This is a genomic window from Pseudomonas abietaniphila (assembly GCF_039697315.1).
In the GTDB taxonomy this organism is placed as follows: Bacteria; Pseudomonadota; Gammaproteobacteria; order Pseudomonadales; family Pseudomonadaceae; genus Aquipseudomonas; species Aquipseudomonas abietaniphila_B.
Genome location: NZ_CP155619.1, coordinates 5,311,031 through 5,331,166, shown reverse-complemented (window position 1 = coordinate 5,331,166; position 20,136 = coordinate 5,311,031). Strand labels below are relative to the sequence as shown.

The following is a 20,136-nucleotide window of genomic DNA, read 5'->3' as shown; positions in this document are numbered from 1 at the left end:
CCGCACTGCCTGTCCCGCACTGGACAGGGCCCACTGGTCTGAACGCTCAACGGCCAGTATGCTCATCCGGCCAATAGCCACTTGCCATACATTCTCAGGGATACCGAATGCTAGATATGCGCCGCGATATGCCAGCCGTGCTGGATCGCCACATCGAGCAAGAAAAAGACGATGCCTTCGGGCACCGTCACTACGCGCAGGCGCTGCGCAGCTTGATCGAAAATGAAGGTCATCGACCGCCATACAGCATCGGCCTGCTGGGAGGCTGGGGTACAGGTAAAAGCTCGATCAAGGAGATGTACACCCATGCCCTGATTGATGATACCGGCAGCGCCGATGGGCGCCGCCCGCGCAGTCAGCGTTTCAAGAGCATCACCTTCAACGCGTGGCGCTTTGGTGGAAAAGAACAGGACATAAAGCGCGCTCTCTTGCGGCATGTTTTTCTGGAACTGGGTGGCGATGAGGGCAAGCTGCATGATGACCTGTATCGTAATGTGACCCATACCGAGACAGTCGAAAAAAGCGTAGCCGAGCTGACCAAACAGCATCTGTTCAGCTGGGTAGCACCGCTTCCGGCGTTCTTGATTGCTGTGATCACCTACCTGCTTTTCGTGGCGGCAGGATTAAAGTGGTTGCCGCTTGAGACTGCCTGGGTTCAGTCCTTGTTCGTTGCGGCAGTCACCGGGATCTATGCCTACCTGCTCAAGCTGATGAAGCCTTCTGCAGTGAGCCCCTTTCAAACCGTAACCAGGGTTCACTTGCCGAGCGCCAGCGCAGAACAGTACGAAGAGATGCTGTTGCAGCAATTGCGCAAATTCAAGGCGACAAAAAACAACGCAGTGCCCTATGAACGCCTTGTCATCTTTGTGGACGACCTTGATCGTCTTTCTGCCGAAGAGATGGTGCTGGGGTTGGATGCCGTTCGCACCTTCATGGAGATACCCGTCAACAAGCTTCCGGATAATTTGGGACTGGTATTCGTGATCTCATGCGATGAGGGGAAAGTGGCGGATGCACTCTCTCGTCGACGTGGCAATCCAGAGCAACCCGGCTCCGTGTTCAACCCCACTGATGCCCGGCGCTACCTGGACCGGATTTTCCAATTCAGGCTGGAGATTCCCCCTCCGCCCAGAAGCGACATGCGTCAGTTCGCGCTTTCGAAGCTTAAAAGCTTCCCGGACCTGGTCAAGGACATCGCCGATAGAGGTGCTTCGATTGAACAGGTCGTGGATCGAATGATTCATGTCAATGTCATCGATCCTCGTAATGCCCTGCAGATCATCAACGCGTTCACACAGACCTGGTGGCTGGCAAAGGAGCGCGAGCTCGGCGCTATCGGCAGCGAGCGTCCAGGAGGGTTGCATGAAGGTGCAGTCACCAACTACCCCGTCGCGCTTGGAGCGCTCAGTGCGGCGCGCGTGAGCTTTCCGGGCTTTTACCAGGATCTGCAGGGCGACCCGCAATTGCTGAACCGTCTGACTAATTTGATGGTCAGGCAGGCCTCGCCCAATGATGAGCCACTGGAAACGCGTTATGTACTCAACCGGTATGTGACCCGCAAGGATGGAGAAGAGGTCAACACTGTCGCTGATGGCCAGCGCGATCTGCGTCAGTTCCTCGCCAGCCTGGTGGGTATCCAGTGGCCAGCGTCGCTGCAAAGCTTGTTGTTGCTGTCTGAAGACTTCGCCACCAGGCAGTACGGTCCGCACGCTTCACGAATTTACGGCTACCTGGTATCCGGAGACACTCAGGGCTTCCTGGAGGCGCTCTCCCCTCGCGCCAATGAGTCGTTGAGTGATCAAGAGACGCAGTTGCTGCACGGCATGCTGAGCGAGCTGCACCGAACTGAGGACACCTTGAAGTTCAACGCGATGCGCGTTGTCGCGGACATCATTGATCGCTTGCCAGCACGCACCCGCAACTTGGTGCTGGGAATCTTGACCAATGACATTGTGACGTCCAGCGACCTGCGTTCACTCTTGGGCGTGGAAAAGATCGGGCGTATTACTGCCGTCTCGAACCCGGTCGACCAGAAGCAAATTGCCTCGGTCTTGATCGACGAGCTGCTGACAACAAACAAACTCAGCACCATGCGTCTTCAATCTGGGCAGATGCCCAATCTGGAAGAGACCATCCAGATTTCCGAGGGCGCAGCTCAGATTGCGCTCACCGTGTTCAGTGCGCATGGTCTGGTGCCTGCATCAAAGGACAGGCTCATGGAATGGCTATCAGCGCGCACAGTACGAACTGTCAGCGGCTCAATCAGCCTGCCATTCGGTCACCTGCAACGCTGGATGGATGCATTCGAAACCTCGCTGCTGCCCGAGATTGGACCGGAGTATGTGAATGAGCTGACCACCGCTCTGCATGGTCATGAATATCCCCACGACGAGGGCGACCTGATCGAGGGGCTGGACATGAACCGGACCATTCACCGGATCAATGTCGTCTGGGATCGGCTGTCAGGTGAAGGTGACGAGAGCAGGCACGCCCTCTGGGAGCAGGTCACCAATCTGGCCACCATGGGCTCCCCGCCCATTGTCAGTTGCGTAATCGGGGCACTGGAGCAGTACGTTCTCCTCTCGGATGAAGAGGAGTTACTGAAGTGCCTTGCCAGATTCAGCATTCGGATTGCGGACTTCAGAAATCAGCCGATTGAGTTTGACCGTGCATTCCGTTTGATCGTCGACTTGGGCGCCGAGCGCAAATCGTATTTCACCGACGAGACCACAGAAAGCTATACCGATCTCGCTATCACGCTGAGTACTGCTGAAGGTCATTCGCAAGACGCTGCCGAGGTGCTCAGAGCATTCGTCATGGGTAACCCGCGCGCGCTCTCCAGAGTGGTGGATCACTGGATCAATTATTCCCTCAGCGCTATCCCTGCCGTATGCCGCAACGTGTTGTTTGAGGAATTTGGATCCCTCGACGAGGATGATCAGACCTCCCTTGTTGGCGAGTTGACCTCGCTGGCCAATGACCCGGAACTCGATGACCAGCAGGGAGCCCTCTACACTGACGCCACTGTTCATATCCCCTCCGAACACTGGAGCGGCAAACTGCTGCGTCCTCACCTGGACACCGTGGTCTCGGGTGCCCACAGCAAGTTGGCGTCCTGGGATGATTATCTGCGCCAACTCATACCGGGCATCTCTAACGTTTTCATGCACGCAAGCCCGGCGGTGTTGGGGCCGGCCCTTCAAAAACTGTTCAGTGCCGCCAAGGGACGGGAGAAAGTCTTCGAGTCCTTGCATGAGCATTTCTGTGGGCGCTGGCCGACAGTCGAACAACTCCCGCACGGCTACGCTCCTCAGACGCTCTTCAATGAGGCCAGGCAGCAGGCAAAGTCGTCACCCACAACGGTCGGCAAGTACACGCTAGCTTCCATGGAGAGCATGATCACCAGTGGTTGTGTGGCCGTGGCACATCGTGCCCATCTGGTGGAGACCGCGTGTGAGGTGTGGCAACAGCATCCTGATCAGGCAGTCGACTACCTGACATCCGGGCAGGCACGCCTCACCGTCCCTCAGCTTGCTGAGCTGGTGGAGGGGATCGACTTCGGCGAGGATGAACAGGTGGGAATGCTTGAACGCGCTTGGACAGCATTGATTCCTCAACTGCCCGTAGGCGAATACGTTGATGCGGCAAAAGCGGTGCTATTGAAAGGACCTCGCGGCAACTTGAAGACCCCGGACCTGGCATTCACCGTGTGGTGTCGTGCGCTTGATATCGAGGCGTTCAGTGATTTGAAATCGCTGCTGCTGAGCACTGATATCAATGACGAGCAACGCAAAAGGGTTTACGGCCACATCGTTCGCGCCGACAAGGATGACAAGGAAACCACGGAGCTGCCGTCGCTTGCACTGCAGATGCTGCAAACGCCAGAAAGCCCACTGACGTGGACAGCTGTTCATGAGCTGCGCTCGGAAATCAGAGATCGCCTGGCGACCCATGAAGAGCGATTAACGTACGCACGACTGTTGCTGCGCGAGCTGCCAAAGGCCGCTTCGGATACCGCAAAGGGATACATGGCAGCCTGGGCGAAGACGTTGGGCACTGAAGCACTACTGAAGGAGCTCAACCCGGCACACCTGTCTGAAGGCGATCTGCAGATCATCCACACTGCATTTGGTACCAGTCGCCCCATGGCCGGATTGAAGAAACGCTGGTTCAACAAAGGCTGACTCAGCCACCGGGCCACCCGCTAACGGTAAGTGCCTGGGTCCAATCGGATACCGGCGCCTGATCAACCATCAGGCAGGTGAGGGACCGTCCTGCAGGCCCGGTATCGTCGGCATTTCATAGCTCCGGCAGGCGAGTACTGCCGCAGACAATGACGATCACGGTCAGGAAAGCGCTTAAACACGCACGCACACAGATTCGCTTCGAGTCGACCATCAGGAACGCTCAACGGACATTAAGCAGTCGGTGATTTTTAAAAAATTTAGATCACGCTAGTTAGTTTGCCTAATCCAATTTATTTATTGCCTGATCCGCGATGCAATTAATGGCTGGCTGAATGTAAAAGTAACGCGCTGCTACTTCTCAACATATCCAGCAGACTGTCGCTTAAACGCTCCGCGTTCAGCGTGATAGAAAAATTATCAGGCTGAAGCAGCCACAAACCTATGTGACCCTCGATGAAGGCGTGCGTGGTAATTGCTGCCATTTTGGTATCGAAATCCGGGTGTCACTGACCGCTCGTCTTGGCTCCTTCGAACAACATTTCCAGGTGTTTATCCCAGCGCTCGCTGACTCGCTGGCGTTGAAAGCGCAGATCACAAAGCTCATCGACAAGCTCGCATTTATGAAAAACGACCTCATGCAAGCGTCGAGCACGAGGGTTGTCGATGAAGCTTTCGAATAGCCCTATCAGGAACTTTTTCAGGGCGCCCAACGCATCCCGCTCACTCACCGCTGCTTGCTGCAAGGCCTGCTCCAGAGGGTTCGCCAGACTGTCCAGAACCGCTGAGAACAACGCCTCGCGACTCTCAAAGTGCCAGTAAATGGCGCCTCTGTTCACACCTGCAGACGCCGCAATGTCGGCCGGAGCCGTGCGGGCGAATCCGCGGACCGAGAACACGCACTCCGCCGCTTCGGGGGCTGGAACGAGACGTAGCTGATTCAGGCAGACAGGGACGTCGGCTATCAAGCTTTGGGTCGTAGTCGGCGTGTACCCGATACGGCTATAGACCAGGTTAGTTGCATGCAGAGAAGCATCCACCGACCTCCCCCCCATCCTCTTCTGCGTTTGCACAGCGCGCGTCGGCGCTCCCTACTTCTCGGCAAAGCGCCTCCCACCACCGCAGCACCGATAGCCATAACTCTTGAGCCCGGAAAGCTTATGATACTGCCGTGGCGGCTCGGGCACCTTGCAGGGCATTCAGCAGCCCGCAGCCTGCGATGAAGTATCGCTTAAACTGGGTAACCGAATTTGAACGCGCCGCTTGCCAATACGCGGTTTGCGCCGACTGTGAAAGGAAGGTTCTGAATGCAACGGAGTGAGTTGTTAATAGTCTTTGAAAAAATGTACCTGCAAGAAAATGACACGAAAGAGAAGATAACCATACGCGTCCAACTCGTCTTCTCCTTGATCCTGGCATTGGTGGCTGTCTCCAGCTACATGCTGCGAATGCTGGATTTCACCGAATCGAAGCCCGTGGCCCTGTCCATCTTAGTGCTCGTCCTTGTATTCCTGTTATGCCTGGGCTTGTCGGGCGTTCTGGCGGTCAGGGCGTTCTGGGGCAATACGTTCAAGCAGATGCCCGCCGCGTCGGAGATAAAAAACTACTGCAATGCGCTAGTGCAGTACAATTTGGAAGTTGAGGCGATCAAGGACTCACTGGATGATGGCACGCAGGAAGTTGATATCAAGTCCGAGCTCGATGGATATCTGTCCGACGCATTCGAAGAGTGCGCAACTCACAATGCCGACGTTAACTTCAAGCGATCAACAATGGTGCATCAGTCTTTCAAGTGGTTGCTGACATCGCTCATACCACTGGCCATCTCTGCTACCCTGTTTGTAGGTCTGGACATGGATGTGTCATCGCCTAGAAAAAATTATCAGGTCATAGATAAGTACGTGGGCGATCAACTCGGAAAAATCGACAGCAGCTTGAGCGCCATGACAGAGTCATTAAAAAAACTGGAGGGTACTAAAATGTCTGATCCGAACACGAAGAAACCGGCTAGTGAACAGGATAGTAAGGCTGAACCTAGTCCCGGCCCCGCAAAAGATGTACCCATGCAAATGAAGCCCAAATTACCGGATCGCCCCTCCGTGCGGATTTCTTTGGAAGACAGCAGTGGGAACTGGGCGGAGGTGAAGCATGATTCAGGACAAGAGTAAGCCTGTGGCACAACGGGAGAAGCCGAAAGTCCCGCAACTCCCTGCTCGACCTTCTGTCAGGTACGTGAAGGACGAAAAACCCATCCCCAAGCCTGTTCGGTAAGCCAAGGTTCCAAGGGCATGTCTTATTGAGGCATGCGTTCTTATCAGTGGGAGGTCATGAAGCTATAGCCTGCGGTGTGTCCGAGGATGTTGTTACACACTCTGGGACGATCTGCCGGGAACCGGCAGCAAATCCGGCGCATGCGGTGTATCAGGCACAACCGAGCTGCCTGATTTTTGCTACCGCTGCGCGGCAGATCGTCCGGATGCGGCCCAGACACAAGCCACGCTCCTACAGGATTCGCGCTATCCGATGCTTTTGCTCTTGATCTTCCTGCCTCGCCAGGCCAGACACCACAAAACGCGACTTGAGTGAAGGCCTCGACGAAGTCGAGGCCAAACCGGGAGCCTGACCCTTGGCTGCCTCTTGAAACAAAGAGGAGGGGCTTTTCAAGTAACCCGCCGAAGGCGGAACGCTTCTGCCCTTAGTCAGAACCAAACAAGAGCCACATATGTATCGGACACACACCGAAAGCCAAGCGAAAAAAACAGTCAAAAAAAACGCCCCGAACCAGTCGGGGCGTTTTCATGTGGCTTCAACGTGCAGCGTGAAACTCGCAGCTCAAGGCCGCTTTTACTTCGGGAACGCTGGCGGATTAACACCCGCCATGTCTTCCATTACGCGAACCACCTGGCAGCTGTAACCGAATTCGTTGTCGTACCAAACGTACAGAACAACACGGTTATCCATGCAGATAGTCGCTTCGGCATCCACCACACCCGCGTGGCGCGAGCCCACGAAGTCTGTGGAAACCACTTCCTGCGAATTCACGAAATCGATCTGCTTGTGCAGGTCCGAATACAACGCGGTGTGGCGCAGGTATTCGTTCATTTCTTCGCGCGTGGTCGCGGTGCCCAGGTTCAGGTTCAGGATCGCCATCGACACGTTCGGCGTCGGAACGCGGATCGCGTTACCGGTCAGCTTGCCAGCCAGCTCAGGCAACGCCTTGGCAGCCGCCGTCGCTGCACCGGTCTCGGTGATGACCATGTTCAACGCAGCGCTACGGCCACGGCGGTCGCCCTTGTGGAAGTTGTCGATCAGGTTCTGGTCGTTGGTGTACGAGTGAACCGTTTCAACGTGACCATTGACGATACCGAACTTGTCGTTCACGGCCTTGAGGACCGGAACGATGGCGTTGGTGGTGCAAGAGGCCGCAGAGATGATCTTGTCATCGGCGGTGATCTGCTGGTGGTTGATGCCGTGAACGATGTTCTTCAGCTTGCCCTTGCCCGGTGCGGTCAGCACCACGCGGTCGATGCCAGGGCACTGCAGGTGCTGGCCCAGGCCGTCGGCATCACGCCATACGCCGGTGTTGTCGACCAGCAAAGCGTCCTTGATGCCGTACTGGGTGTAATCCACCTCGGTCGGGCTCTTGGCGTAGATCACCTGAATCAGGTTGCCATTGGCGCTGATGGTGTTGTTGGCTTCGTCGATGGTGATGGTGCCGTCGAACGGACCGTGTACCGAGTCACGACGCAGCAGGCTTGCGCGCTTGACCAGATCGTTCTCGGCGCCTTTGCGCACGACGATGGCACGCAGACGCAGGCCGTCGCCACCACCGGTTTTTTCGATCAGGATACGCGCCAGCAGACGACCGATACGGCCGAAACCGTACAGCACGACGTCAGTGCCTTTGCGGGCGCCGGAATTCTGTTGACCTACGATCTCGGCCATTTCTTCACGAACGAACTGCTCGGCAGTGCGACCGTTGGCTTCAGCCTTGTATTTGACGGCCAGCTTGCCCAGATCCACCGAAGCGGCACCCAGTTTGAGCTCGCTCATCGCTTTGATGAGCGGGAAAGTCTCGTGTACGGACAACTCGGTTGCGTCTGCCTGGCGGTGACGCGCAAAGCGGTGAGCTTTGAGAATCGCGATGACTGAACGGTTGATCAGGGTGCGGCCATAGATCGAACTCACCACATTGTTATTGCGGTAGAGCTGACCGATAAGCGGGATCATCGCCTCGGCGAGCGCTTCACGATCAATCCATTCACCAAGACACTGGTCGGGCTTCTGAGTCACGGGAACCTTCCACATGTAGGGGCTGAAAAAAGGGACTACATTATGCCCAAGCCTTTGTTTATGAGCAATCCAGTGTTTTGAGATCTCGGAGCACTACATAAATCGGCGAGCACAAAACTGACAGCGGATTCCCGATTTAGTTACAATCCCCGGCTTTGCCGCAACGCCTGGAGCTTTATCTTCCGTGCCCGTTCTGCGCCTACCGATTCTCCCTGCTGCCGCAGGCAAACAACATTGGGGCAACCTGCCCGGTGCCGCTCAAAGCCTGGCCATTGCCGAGGCCGCCAGCGCTGCGAAACGCTTCACCCTGCTTTTGACCGCCGACAGCCAAAGCGCCGAGCGACTCGAGCAGGAACTGAAGTTTTTCGCCCCCCAGCTCCCGGTGCTGCATTTCCCTGACTGGGAAACCCTGCCCTACGATCTGTTCTCGCCGCACCAGGACATCATCTCCCAGCGCATCGCCAGCCTGTATCGACTGCCCGAGCTGGAACATGGCGTACTGGTCGTGCCGATTACCACGGCCCTGCACCGCCTGGCGCCGACCAAATTCCTGCTCGGCAGCAGTCTGGTGCTCGACGTCGGCCAGAAACTCGATGTCGAGGCCATGCGCACGCGGCTCGAAGCCAGCGGTTACCGCTACGTCGACACGGTGTACGAGCACGGCGAGTTCACGGTGCGCGGCGCCCTGATCGACCTGTTCCCGATGGGCAGCAAACTGCCCTACCGGATCGACCTGTTCGACGACGAAATCGAAACCCTGCGCACCTTCGAGCCGGAAACCCAGCGCTCCATCGACAAGGTCGATTCGGTGCGCCTGTTGCCGGCCAAGGAATTCCCGCTGCAGAAGGAAGCCGTCACGCGCTTCAAGGCGCGGTTCCGCGAGCGGTTCGACGTCGATTTCCGTCGCAGCCCGATCTTTCAGGATTTGAACAGCGGTATTACTCCGGCCGGTATCGAGTACTACATCCCGCTGTTCTTCGAAGAAACGTCCACCCTGTTCGACTACCTGCCCCAGGACACCCAGGTGTTCTCGCTGCCGGGCATCGAACAGGCGGCGGAAACGTTCTGGAAGGATGTGCGCAACCGTTACGAAGAGCGCCGCGTTGACCCTGACCGACCGCTTTTGCCGCCAGCCGAGCTGTTCCTGCCGGTGGAAGACTGTTTCGCGCGCCTCAAGAGCTGGCCACGGGTGGTCACCAGCCAGGACGACGTCGAGACAGGCGTCGGTCGCGAGCGCTTCCCGGCCCAGGTGTTACCGAATCTGGCGATTGAAGCCAAGGCCAACGAGCCGTTGGCGGCGCTGTCCAACTTTCTCAACGACTTCCCCGGCCGCGTGCTGTTCACCGCCGAATCGGCCGGGCGCCGCGAAGTGCTGCTTGAACTGCTCGAGCGCCTGAAGCTGCGCCCGAAAACCCTCGACAGCTGGCAGGAATTCGTCGACAGCAAAGAGCGGCTGGCGATCACCATCGCACCGCTGGACGATGGCCTGGTACTGGACCAGCCCGCACTGGCGTTGATCGCGGAAAGCCCGTTGTTCGGTCAGCGCGTGATGCAGCGTCGACGCCGCGAGAAGCGTGCCGACGGCCACTCCAGCGATGCGGTCATCAAGAACCTTGCCGAGTTGCGCGAAGGCGCGCCTGTCGTGCACATCGACCACGGCGTGGGGCGCTATCTGGGCCTTGCCACGCTGGAAGTGGAAAACCAGGTCGCAGAGTTCCTGATGCTGGCCTACGCCGAGGACGCCAAGCTGTATGTCCCGGTGGCCAACCTGCATTTGATCGCACGCTACACCGGCAGCGATGACGAGCTGGCGCCGCTGCACCGCCTGGGTTCCGAAGCCTGGCAGAAAGCCAAGCGCAAGGCCGCCGAACAGGTGCGCGACGTAGCGGCCGAGCTGCTCGATATCTATGCCCGCCGCGCCGCGCGCGAAGGCTACGCGTTCGCCGATCCGAAGCTCGATTACGAAACCTTCAGCGCCGGCTTCCCGTTCGAGGAAACCCCGGACCAGCAGACCACCATCGAAGCGGTGCGGGCCGACATGCTGGCGCCCAAGCCGATGGACCGTCTGGTCTGTGGCGACGTCGGTTTCGGCAAGACCGAAGTGGCGATGCGCGCCGCGTTCATCGCGGTGCACGGCGGCAAGCAGGTCGCGATCCTGGTACCGACCACCCTGCTCGCCCAACAGCACTACAACAGCTTCCGCGACCGTTTCGCAGACTGGCCGGTGACCGTTGAAGTCATGAGCCGTTTCAAGTCGGCCAAAGAAATCAACGCTGCCGTGGCCGATCTCGCCGAGGGCAAGATCGACATCGTCATCGGCACCCACAAGCTGTTGCAGGACGACGTCAAGATCAAGAACCTGGGGCTGGTGATCATCGACGAAGAACACCGCTTCGGTGTCCGTCAGAAAGAACAGCTCAAGGCGCTGCGCAGCGAAGTCGACATCCTGACACTGACCGCCACGCCGATCCCACGGACCCTGAACATGGCCGTGGCCGGGATGCGCGATCTGTCGATCATCGCCACACCGCCTGCGCGTCGCCTGTCGGTGCGCACCTTCGTCATGGAGCAGAACAAACCGACCGTCAAAGAGGCGCTGCTGCGTGAGCTGTTGCGCGGCGGTCAGGTCTACTACCTGCACAACGATGTGAAGACGATCGAGAAGTGTGCCGCCGACCTCGCCGAGCTGGTGCCCGAAGCGCGGATCGGTATCGGTCACGGCCAGATGCATGAACGCGACCTCGAACAGGTGATGAGCGACTTCTACCACAAGCGCTTCAACGTGCTGATCGCCTCGACCATCATCGAAACCGGGATCGACGTGCCAAGCGCCAACACCATCATCATCGAGCGCGCCGACAAGTTCGGTCTGGCCCAGCTGCACCAGCTGCGCGGCCGGGTCGGACGCAGTCACCACCAGGCGTATGCCTACCTGCTGACGCCGCCGCGCAAACAGATCACACCCGACGCCGAGAAGCGCCTGGAAGCGATCGCCAACACTCAGGATCTGGGTGCGGGCTTCGTGCTGGCGACCAACGACCTGGAAATCCGTGGCGCGGGCGAACTGCTGGGCGAAGGCCAGAGCGGGCAGATTCAGGCCGTGGGTTTTACCCTTTATATGGAAATGCTCGAACGCGCGGTGAAGTCGATCCGTAAGGGCGAGCAACCCAATCTGGACCAGCCGCTCAGTGGCGGGCCGGAAATCAACCTGCGCGTGCCGGGGCTGATTCCAGAGGACTACCTGCCGGACGTCCACGCCCGCCTGATCCTGTACAAACGCATCGCCAACGCCGCCGACGAGGACGGTCTGAAAGACCTGCAAGTGGAAATGATCGACCGCTTCGGCCTGCTGCCGGAACCCACCAAGAACCTGGTGCGCATGACTTCGCTCAAACTCAAGGCCGAGCAACTGGGCATTAAAAAGGTGGATGCAGGTCCGCAGGGTGGACGAATCGAATTCGGTGCCGATACTTCAGTAGATCCACTGACACTGATCAAGCTGATTCAGGGGCAACCCAAACGCTACAAATTCGAAGGCGCCACGCTGTTCAAGTTCATGGTGCCGATGGAGCGCCCTGAAGAGCGTTTCAATACGATTGAAGCGTTGTTCGAGCGCCTGACCCCGCTGCCCACCACGAAATCGGCTTAAGGATTCACCATGCGTCTGCTTCGCTCGCTCACCCTGCTGCTGGTGCTGTTCGCCCCTGCAGCCTTCGCCGATGGTACGTATCAGGTGGAACTGATCCTGTTCCGCCAGAACGGCGAACCGGCGGCGACCAACCAGCCAGCGCCGGAAGACTGGGACGCCGGCGCACGAAACCTGGGGCCCGACAACCAGGCGTCCACCTCGCTGGACACGTTGGTGGGCAAGCTGGAATCCAGCGAAAACTACAAAGTGTTGCTGCACCGCGCCTGGCAACAGGACCTGAGCGCGACGCCGAGCAAGGTGGCGATCAGCAGCGGCCAGGAACAGTTTGGCCACTACCCCATCGAGGGCACGGTGAGCCTGGGTCTGGCGCGCTTTACCGATATCGACGCCAATTTCTGGGTCAATCAGCTCGATGACCATGGCGTACTGGTCACCAGCGAACGCATGCGTCAGGCGACCCGCGTCAGAAACGGCGAATTGACCTACCTGGACAACGGGAGTCTGGCGATGTTGATCAAGGTTTCTCCTCTTCAAGCACCGCGTTGACGTAGGGCAAGACGTGTCATCCTCATTGGAAAAAGCCCTGGCGCTGCCATGGGAACCGTTATTCAAGGCGCAAAGCGTGGAACGCGGGCTCGACTATGCCCGGCAGAAACGCGTCACCCTGGATCACATCAGCGCCGACCTGGTGCGCACCGTGTGCCGAGGATCGAGCCTTGAAACCTACACCCAGACCCTGCTGTTCAAAGACCCCGACCGCACCCGCAATTTTATCGTCGGCAAATGCACCTGCCCGGTCAGAAACAACTGCAAGCATTGCGCGGCCGCGTTGTTTTTCCTTCAGGACCCGGAAAACAAGCCAGCGATCTCGGCGGCTGCGGGCAATCTGAATGGCGCGCGCAAGCCGGTGATCGAGAAAAAACCCGCTTTGCCGGTCAAGCTGTTGAAGGGCGTCGAGCCGGAGCCCCGCCTGATCCTGGCCAGCTTTGAGTTCAGTGCCTACGAGCCCCGCAACGGCAAGATGCAACGACACATCCAGCATCGTGCTGCCCTGGCGTTCCGCTACCGCGAGATGTTTGTCTCGGGCGTGCCCAGCCCCGGCCGCTCCAGTGACATTCTCTGGCACCTGAAAGCAGAAACCATCCGCATGCGCCGGGTGCTGGATCGCGAGGCGCAGTACCGCAAGCAGCTACAGGACATGGGCTTTCGCATCGCCACCCGGCAGAGCAAGGCCTTGCCCGACAGCGCCGGGGAAATGTTCGAGCTGCCGACCGACAAGGCCTGGCTGAGCTTCATGCTCGACGAGCTGCCCGCGTTGCGCGAGCAGGGCTGGCAAATCGAAATGAACGCCGATTTCGGCTTTGACGTGACACCCGTAGACGACTGGTACGCCACGGTCGATGAAGAACCGGAGCGCGACTGGTTCGACCTGGAGCTGGGCATCATCGTCAATGGCGAGCGTCTGAGCCTGTTGCCGATCCTGATCAACCTGCTGCGTACACACCCCGAATTGATGACACTGAACGGCATCGCCAAACGGCGTGATGATGAACAGCTTCTGGTGCAGCTCAATCACTTCACCCAGCGTGGTGGTGTGCCGATTCAGGTCGCCCTGCCCTACGGTCGCTTGAAGACCGTGCTCGCCACGCTGGGCGACTTCTACTGGCGTGAAGACGGCAACACCGCGATTCGCCTGAGCACCGCCGACGCTGCGCGGCTCAAGCCGCTCGACGCCATGCCGTTGCTGTGGCAAGGCGGCGACCGGGTCCGTCAGTTTTCCGAACGGCTCGTCAACATCAAGGACACCCAGGTCACGGTTCCGGAAGGTCTCAACGCCACGTTGCGGCCTTATCAGCTGGAAGGGTTGAGCTGGATGCAGGCCCTGCGCGAGCTGGAAGTCGGCGGCGTGCTGGCCGACGACATGGGCTTGGGCAAGACCCTGCAGACCCTGGCGCATCTGCTGCTGGAAAAACAGGCCGGGCGACTGGATTGTCCGGCGCTGGCGGTCATGCCGACCAGCCTGATCCCCAACTGGATGGACGAAGCGAAACACTTCACGCCGCAGCTCAACGTGCTGGCGTTGTATGGCGCGAACCGCCATCAGGACTACGAAAGCCTTCAGGATTACGACCTGATCCTCACCACCTACGCCCTGCTGCCACGGGACGTTGAGCTGTTGAGCAAACAGCTGCTGCACGTGCTGGTGCTCGACGAAGCGCAGTACATCAAGAACCCCAACAGCAAAGCCGCGCAGGCCGCTCGCCAGCTCAACGCCCGCCAGCGCCTGTGTTTGAGCGGTACGCCGCTGGAAAATCACCTGGGCGAGCTGTGGTCGCTGTTTCACTTCCTGATGCCCGGCTGGCTGGGCGACGTGAAGCAGTTCACCCTTAATTACCGCACGCCCATCGAGAAGCTGGGCAATGAGGAGCGTCTTCAACACCTGAACGCGCGAATCAAACCCTTCCTCTTGCGCCGCACCAAAGAACAGGTGGCCACCGAGCTGCCGCCCAAGACCGAAATCGTGCACTGGGTCGAACTCAACGATGCTCAGCGCGACGTCTACGAGACCATGCGCCTGGCCATGGACAAAAAAGTCCGCGATGAGATCACCCAGAAAGGCGTGGCGCGCAGCCAGATCATCATTCTGGAAGCGTTGCTCAAGCTGCGGCAGGTCTGCTGCGACCTGCGTCTGGTCAACAGCGTGCCGGCCAACCCTCGCCACTCCACCTCGGCGAAGCTGCAGAGCCTGATGGAAATGGTGGAAGAACTGCTGGCGGAAGATCGCAAGATTCTGCTGTTTTCACAGTTTACGTCGATGCTTGAGTTGATCGAAACGGAGCTGGAACAACGCGGGATCGAGTACGCCTTGCTGACCGGCAGGACCAAGGACCGTCGAACGCCGGTACAAGACTTCCAGAGCGGCAAACGCTCGATTTTCCTGATCAGCCTCAAGGCTGGGGGCACGGGGTTGAACCTGACGGCGGCCGATACGGTTATCCACTACGACCCCTGGTGGAACCCGGCCGCTGAAAATCAGGCAACCGACCGCGCTTACCGCATTGGCCAGGAAAAGCCGGTCTTCGTCTACAAGATGATCGCCCGAGGCACCGTGGAGGAGAAAATCCAGCACCTGCAGCAAGAAAAGCGCGCCTTGGCATCCGGCGTGCTGGACGGTCGTGCGGCGGGAGACTGGAAACTGCAGGACGACGACATCGAAGCGCTGTTCGCGCCCTTGCCTCTGCCGCCCAAAAAAGTGAAACGCTAGCGGCCGCATTGGAAGGCGCGTTTCCAGCTCTGCCCTGTGGGAGCGAGCTTGCTCGCGAAGAGGCCAGTCCATCCGGTGCAGAGGTACAAGCTCAACAGCAGTCTTCCGACGGATGCGGTCCAGACCAAGCTCACTCCCACTGGAAAAACACCGCTATTGAAGTGCCGTCTGAGCGAGGGATTCCTCGGCCCACTGGACGTAACACACCACCACTGGCATCTCGTGTTCGGCGCAGAAATCCAGCCAGCGCAGCTGGTTGTCCTGCAACCGGTCACCCGGGCCTTTGACTTCGATCATTCGATAGCTGCGCTGCTCGGGGTAGAACTGGATCAGGTCGGGCATGCCGGTGCGGTTGGCCTTGATGTCTTGCAGCAGACGGCGGAACCAGCGTTTGAGGTGGTGCGCCGGCAGGCAATGCAGCGCTTGCTCGAGGAGTTCCGGCGTGAGCGTGCCCCAGAAGACGAAGGGTGATTGCAGGCCGAACTTGTCGACGTAGTTCTGCCGGATGGCCGCCTGATACCGTCCATCGTCCAGTTGCGCCAGACAGGCGTCGAACAACGTCGCGCGACGCGGGTAGAAGTCGGGGCTGTGCAGGTCGCTGGGCGCGCTGTGAAACGGGTGGAAGAACGCCCCCGGCAGCGGCGCGAAGATCGCGGGCCAGCACAGCAGCCCGAACAACGAATTGATCAGCGCATTCTCGACGTAATGCACCTCACTGCCCTCTTCGGCCAGGTGCAGTTGAATCAGTCGCTCGACGCTGTATTCCGGCAACGGCACCACACTCAGGTCCAGTCGAGTGACCGTACGAGTGGTCCGCCGTCGTACGCCGCCCTGCCCCAACTTGCGTTGCAGGCGCGGTTGAATGCGCAGCAGGTGCTGGGTTTCTTCATCGTTTTCGGGGGCCGACTGAGCCTGCAGCAGGAGTGCCATGGCTTCGGCATAGTGCTCGATGCGCTCCAGCACGCGAATCCTGCGAACCCGGGCACCGGGATAGCTGGAGTGCGTGTACACGCTCAACGCCAGCGGCCAGTCCTGCTCGCGCTCGGCCTGATAGCCGATCTGGAACAGCAGCTTGGCCCGGCGCATCGCCAGCCACGGATTTGCCGTGTTGACGCTCATCGCCTGGTCCGCCAGTTCGTGCAGCACCGCGCCTTCGTCCAGCGCCTGGCGGCAGGCGTGCAGATGCAGGCAGGTGTCGATGTCTTCCCGTCGGCCTATCCCGCGCGACTCGACGGAAAATTCGACTTTTTCATAGCGATAAATGCCCAGATCCGCCAGCACGAATTCAGACCACTCTTGATACAGATTGCCGAAATACAACAGCCGCAGGCGATCGCACAGCGGCATGACCTCCAGTCCGAAGACCACGTCATCAAGGCCTGAGAACCATTGATCCAACGGTTGCGCCTGCGCGTACAGCGGCAGGAGTCGTTCCAGCAGATCCGACTTTTTCTCCGTGCTCCTGAACCCGTGATCCCTGAAACAGAGCCCCAGTTCATCCTTGCGTAGCAGCGCAAATAACGCATGAAGATCCAGATGAGGCTGCGCATCGACCCATCCACACTCCAGGAGCGCCGCGGCAGCCAGCCGCACGTCACCGATCTCGGCATAATTGAGCTTGCTGGCGCGAAACAAGGTGCCCTTGCGCATGACCATCCGCACCAGCAACGCTTGTGAAGGCTGCGACAGACGCGCAAAGTGCTCGATAAACCGACGCTCGTCATCATCGAGCAGATCATCGTAGCGCTGACCAATCCAGCCCAGCACCTGGCGAAAGTTCTCCAGGTAGTAGAACGGGTTGTCGAGGGGAGAAGTGCTCACGGTGCGGTCACGTACGGCAGTTGGAAAGGCGTCAGGATACTGTTTATCCGTACAGATTCCAGCCCCTTTTTGCCATCAGTCGATGCCGGGCTGATCAACGGCAGCTCATCACCGAAACCGCTAGAATCGGTGCCTTTGTCTTCCAGGGAAATGGCCATGCGTTCCTCTCGCACACCTCGGGTTTATCTGGCGGGCTTCGACGTCTTCCGAAGCGACGCCATCGAGCACGGGCGCTATTTGAAAGCGCTGTGCGAAGCCCACGGCCTTGAAGGGCTGTACCCGTTCGATAACGAAGTGGTGCAAGGTCTGCCGCCGCAGGAAACCGCCGCGCTGATCTGCAATGCCAATATCACGATGATCAGAAGCTGCGATGCCGTGCTGGCGAATTTGAATGTGTTTCGCGGTGCCGAGCCGGATTCCGGGACAGCATTTGAAGTCGGCATGGCCGTGGCGCTGGGCAAACCGGTGTGGGCGTATTTCGATGACCTGGGATCGTTGCGCGAACAGATCGAGCACGATGCTGCCGGGTTCGATGCGCAGGGGTTTCAGGTCGAAGACTTTCACCTGCCGAAAAACCTGATGCTGGCGTGCACATGGGCAGGCAGCAGCGAAACGGCCGAGCGCGCGATCGAGGCGCTGGCGCAGTATCTGGTATCAGCGCTTGCGACGTAAATCACGCCCTCGAAGCTTTGCGTGCCGGGGAACCTGTGGGAGATTCCAGGGTTCTCACACCAGTGGTGTCAGTCCGTTTCTTGAGGATCGCAACGCCTGACAGCATGCACCACATCCCGGACGCAGAGCATCATTGAGCGCGTTACCACGCGGAGCGTGGGAACCATCGGCCAGCTCGCGATGGGATTAAGCCAGTTTCTTCAATGGTGAATGACACACCGCATTCGCTGCCCTCGTAACCTCGGACGTCTCCTACAGGGATCGAGTTAAGGCGCACATCGAGCGGCAGTCCAATCTGTGGGAGCGAACTTAGTCTGGGCGGCATTCCGACGAATGCAGTGGGTCAGCGACATCATTGCTGAATGACCCACCGCATTCGTCCGAAGTGCGGCCCATACCCTCGTAACCTCGGACGTCTCCTACAGGGATCGAGTCCACGCGCACATCGAGCGGCAGTCCAATCTGTGGTAGCGAGCTTGGTCTGGGCGGCATTCCGGCGAATGCGGTGGGTTAGGGACATCAAGGGTGAGTGACACGCCACATTCGTCAGCAAGCTAACTCCCACAGGTTTTGTGTTCAGCCGGCAGTTTATGTGGCGAGCCTGAGAAAGCGCAGGGCGCGCTTCGCTTTTGATCTTGATCTTCATACCGCAGCAGCTCAGACGCCACAAAACGCGACTTGGGTGCAGGCCAAACGCAGACGGCGCGGAGTGGGTCGAGCGGCATGGATGCCGCGAGAGCGCCGTCAGGACATGGATGTCCGTTCGGCGCGGGCCCACGGAGCGTCGTCGGAGTGCGGGTACCCGACGAAGTCGGGCCTAACCAGGAGCCAGGACACTTGGTTACTTGGTGTCTTTTCAAGTAACCCGCCGAAGGCGGAACAGTTTGGACGTTAGGACAAACCAAACCATCAGCGTCACCTCAAATAACGGAAGTTCACACCGCCTTCGTGAGCAATCGCACTCCCACAGATAACTGATCGGTGCCTATATCGCGCTCAACTCAGCGTCGACGACCCAATGTCCAGCTTGTCCGAATCCTCAAACTCGTCCAGCCGCAGATCACCCAGATCCAGCTCGCCTTCCGGGTCGCTGTCTTCGTCGGCATCGGCATCGTTGAGTGGCGACTGGTCACCACCAAAATGCTGGTCTTCGTTATTCAGAAAATACGGTGTCAGATGATGCTTGCCGCGTGTGTGTGGCTGTACGTGCATCGCAAGGTTCTCCTAAACGGCTCTTCATATTCACTTTAAAGGCTACTCCACATCCCTTCGCGATCACACCCAGCTGAAAAACGAGCCGCCGTCCTCGCGCAGCATTTTCGCCATGGCGTGAGCGGCCGGGGACAGGTAGCCCTCGCGGCGCAGGATCACGCAGATGGTCCGCGCCATGGTGGTATTTTTCAGCGGCACTTCCCGCAGGTATTGCATGTTCTTGCCATATTCGAGGGTTTCCCTGGCAATGAAGCTCAACAGGCGGGTCTGAGCGATGAGCCTGGGCAGCAGGGAAATGGAGTTGGCTTCGATCTGCACCACTGGCAAAGGCAGGTTATGCCGGGCGAACGCCTCATCGACCCAGATCCGCGAGGACACGCCCGGCGGCGGCAACACCCATCGGTAATTGCACAAGTCACTCATCTGGAACGGCGCGTTGAAGATCGGATGATTGCGGCTGGCGATCACGACCGCTTCGTCCGTGAGGATCGGATGGGCCGTGAACTCGTCTTCAACGCTGCGTTGCGCGCAGATGATCATGTCCAGATGCCCCGACCGCAGCTGTTCGCGCAGCATGTCATCCTGCCCGATCACCAGTTTCAGGGTAATTTCCGGCGCGCGCTTGAGTAAGGCGTTGGTCAATTCCGGCAGCAGGTATTCGGCCATCGTCGACGCACACCCCAAGCGAATCTCGCCCACCGCCCCGCTGGCGAAATCACGGACCTCTCGCTGGGTCTGGGCAATGCTTTGCTGGAGCATCTTGCCCCGAGCCTGCAAGAGCTCGCCGACCGGCGTGAGCTTGATTCGCCGGCCGTCACGCTGGAACAGCTTGGTGCCAAACGATTCTTCCAGACGCTGAATGCTTTTGGTCAGCGCAGGTTGGCTGCGATTGAGTTTTTCTGCCGCACGCCCCAAGTGACCGAGCTCGGCGATGGTTTCGAAATAGGTCAGGTCGCGCAGGTCCATATATCAACCAAAGTTATCAATTCATGATTATTAGAAAATAGACTTGATCGATTCAGCTGTCGATACTTCCCGGC

Annotated in this window: 11 protein-coding genes and 1 pseudogene; 6 read left to right on the top strand and 6 right to left on the bottom strand. The window is 58.8% G+C overall.

Annotated elements, in window-relative coordinates; translation table 11 throughout:
- The first annotated feature begins 116 nt into the window (after positions 1-116).
- The gene (locus tag ABDX87_RS23475) at positions 117-4,184 is read left to right on the top strand and encodes a KAP family P-loop NTPase fold protein (RefSeq protein WP_346830019.1); all 4,068 of its coding nucleotides are present in this window, start codon (positions 117-119) and stop codon (positions 4,182-4,184) included.
- Between the two features lie 320 nt (positions 4,185-4,504).
- Here ABDX87_RS23475 and ABDX87_RS29335 read toward each other — a convergent pair.
- Positions 4,505-5,239: pseudogene (locus ABDX87_RS29335) on the bottom strand (TetR family transcriptional regulator).
- Between the two features lie 252 nt (positions 5,240-5,491).
- Between ABDX87_RS29335 and ABDX87_RS23465 the strand changes: the two are divergent.
- Complete coding sequence (locus ABDX87_RS23465) at positions 5,492-6,352, top strand: hypothetical protein (RefSeq protein WP_346830018.1); 861 nt, start codon at positions 5,492-5,494, stop codon at positions 6,350-6,352.
- A 676-nt stretch (positions 6,353-7,028) separates the two neighbouring features.
- On the opposite strand, the gene ABDX87_RS23460 is transcribed toward ABDX87_RS23465, so the two are convergent.
- Positions 7,029-8,492, bottom strand: coding sequence for a glyceraldehyde-3-phosphate dehydrogenase (locus ABDX87_RS23460; RefSeq protein ID WP_074749402.1), 1,464 nt, complete (start codon positions 8,490-8,492; stop codon positions 7,029-7,031).
- A gap of 169 nt (positions 8,493-8,661) precedes the next feature.
- Between ABDX87_RS23460 and mfd the strand changes: the two genes are divergently transcribed.
- From mfd to ABDX87_RS23445, 3 genes are read left to right on the top strand one after another with little or no spacing between them, the layout of a single operon-like run.
- Positions 8,662-12,126 carry a transcription-repair coupling factor gene (gene mfd, locus ABDX87_RS23455; RefSeq protein WP_346830017.1) on the top strand — a complete coding sequence of 1,155 codons (3,465 nt, stop codon included), beginning with the start codon at positions 8,662-8,664 and terminating at the stop codon, positions 12,124-12,126.
- Positions 12,127-12,135: 9 nt separating this feature from the next.
- Positions 12,136-12,672, top strand: a complete 537-nt coding sequence (locus tag ABDX87_RS23450) for a CsiV family protein (RefSeq protein WP_346830016.1) — start codon at positions 12,136-12,138, stop codon at positions 12,670-12,672.
- 13 nt (positions 12,673-12,685) lie between these two features.
- A complete protein-coding gene (locus ABDX87_RS23445) occupies positions 12,686-15,391 on the top strand; it encodes a DEAD/DEAH box helicase (protein WP_346830015.1) in 2,706 nt (901 codons plus the stop codon).
- 153 nt (positions 15,392-15,544) lie between these two features.
- On the opposite strand, the gene ABDX87_RS23440 is transcribed toward ABDX87_RS23445, so the two are convergent.
- Complete coding sequence (locus tag ABDX87_RS23440; RefSeq protein WP_346830014.1) at positions 15,545-17,212, bottom strand: VRR-NUC domain-containing protein; 1,668 nt, start codon at positions 17,210-17,212, stop codon at positions 15,545-15,547.
- The gene (locus ABDX87_RS23435) at positions 17,209-17,370 is read right to left on the bottom strand and encodes a hypothetical protein (RefSeq protein WP_346830013.1); all 162 of its coding nucleotides are present in this window, start codon (positions 17,368-17,370) and stop codon (positions 17,209-17,211) included. Before ABDX87_RS23435 ends, ABDX87_RS23440 begins: the two co-directional genes overlap by 4 nt.
- On the opposite strand from ABDX87_RS23435, the gene ABDX87_RS23430 reads away from it, so the two are divergent.
- Positions 17,369-17,884: a nucleoside 2-deoxyribosyltransferase gene (locus tag ABDX87_RS23430; protein ID WP_346830012.1), complete on the top strand. Its 516-nt coding sequence runs from the start codon at positions 17,369-17,371 to the stop codon at positions 17,882-17,884. The two genes, ABDX87_RS23435 and ABDX87_RS23430, sit on opposite strands and share 2 nt — an antisense overlap.
- A gap of 996 nt (positions 17,885-18,880) precedes the next feature.
- Here ABDX87_RS23430 and ABDX87_RS23425 read toward each other — a convergent pair.
- On the bottom strand, positions 18,881-19,096 hold the full coding sequence (locus tag ABDX87_RS23425) for a hypothetical protein (protein WP_346830011.1): 216 nt from the start codon (positions 19,094-19,096) through the stop codon (positions 18,881-18,883).
- A gap of 63 nt (positions 19,097-19,159) precedes the next feature.
- Positions 19,160-20,062 carry a LysR family transcriptional regulator gene (locus ABDX87_RS23420; protein WP_346830010.1) on the bottom strand — a complete coding sequence of 301 codons (903 nt, stop codon included), beginning with the start codon at positions 20,060-20,062 and terminating at the stop codon, positions 19,160-19,162.
- Positions 20,063-20,136 lie beyond the last annotated feature (74 nt).

What these genes read in the sequence shown, in the direction of transcription:
- ABDX87_RS23425 (WP_346830011.1), bottom strand. Translation starts at nt 19,096, where the DNA reads ATGCACGTACAGCCACACACACGCGGCAAGCATCATCTGACACCGTAT.
- ABDX87_RS23420 (WP_346830010.1), bottom strand. Translation starts at nt 20,062, where the DNA reads ATGGACCTGCGCGACCTGACCTATTTCGAAACCATCGCCGAGCTCGGT.
- ABDX87_RS23475 (WP_346830019.1), top strand. Translation starts at nt 117, where the DNA reads ATGCGCCGCGATATGCCAGCCGTGCTGGATCGCCACATCGAGCAAGAA.
- ABDX87_RS23435 (WP_346830013.1), bottom strand. Translation starts at nt 17,370, where the DNA reads ATGGCCATTTCCCTGGAAGACAAAGGCACCGATTCTAGCGGTTTCGGT.
- ABDX87_RS23450 (WP_346830016.1), top strand. Translation starts at nt 12,136, where the DNA reads ATGCGTCTGCTTCGCTCGCTCACCCTGCTGCTGGTGCTGTTCGCCCCT.
- ABDX87_RS23430 (WP_346830012.1), top strand. Translation starts at nt 17,369, where the DNA reads ATGCGTTCCTCTCGCACACCTCGGGTTTATCTGGCGGGCTTCGACGTC.
- ABDX87_RS23460 (WP_074749402.1), bottom strand. Translation starts at nt 8,492, where the DNA reads ATGTGGAAGGTTCCCGTGACTCAGAAGCCCGACCAGTGTCTTGGTGAA.
- ABDX87_RS23465 (WP_346830018.1), top strand. Translation starts at nt 5,492, where the DNA reads ATGCAACGGAGTGAGTTGTTAATAGTCTTTGAAAAAATGTACCTGCAA.